The organism is Tamlana crocina (genome assembly GCF_012037625.1).
Genome location: NZ_JAAVJS010000192.1, coordinates 1 through 485 on the forward strand (window position 1 = coordinate 1; position 485 = coordinate 485).

The following is a 485-nucleotide window of genomic DNA, read 5'->3' on the forward strand; positions in this document are numbered from 1 at the left end:
GAAAATACTCGCCTCATCCCCACCGGTACCGGCACGGATCTCCATCACCACGTTCTTGGCATCCTCAGGATCTTTAGGTACAAGCATCATCCTGATCTTCTCCTCCATCCCCGGGATCTTCTCCTTGGCCTCTTCCAGCTGCATTTTGGCCATATCGGTCATTTCGGGATCGCTGCCATCGGCAATGATCTCTTCGGCTTCCTTTTTATTTTCAATAAGGCTCAGGTATTCGGCGCGAACCTCCATGAGTTTCTTAAGCTCCTTGTACTCCTTGTTCAGCTCAATATAGCGCTTTTGATCTGCGATCACAGAAGGCTGAATGATAAGGTCATTCACCTCGTCAAAACGCTGCTTCACAATATTTAATTTCTCGATCATAACATCTCCTTAAAGGGGCAAATTTACGATAAATCCGTTGGATTCCATTGATGGATTTAGAGAGGCATAAAAAATTCTTCAATATAATTTTAAGTTGTGTAATTATT

General features: G+C 43.5%; 1 protein-coding gene. It reads right to left on the reverse strand.

The genetic code is table 11. The annotated features are described in order from the left end of the window. A partial coding sequence (locus tag HC176_RS16285) for a PCRF domain-containing protein (protein ID WP_167920055.1) occupies positions 1–378 on the reverse strand: 378 nt, incomplete at its 3' end. Between the last annotated feature and the right edge of the window lie 107 nt (positions 379–485).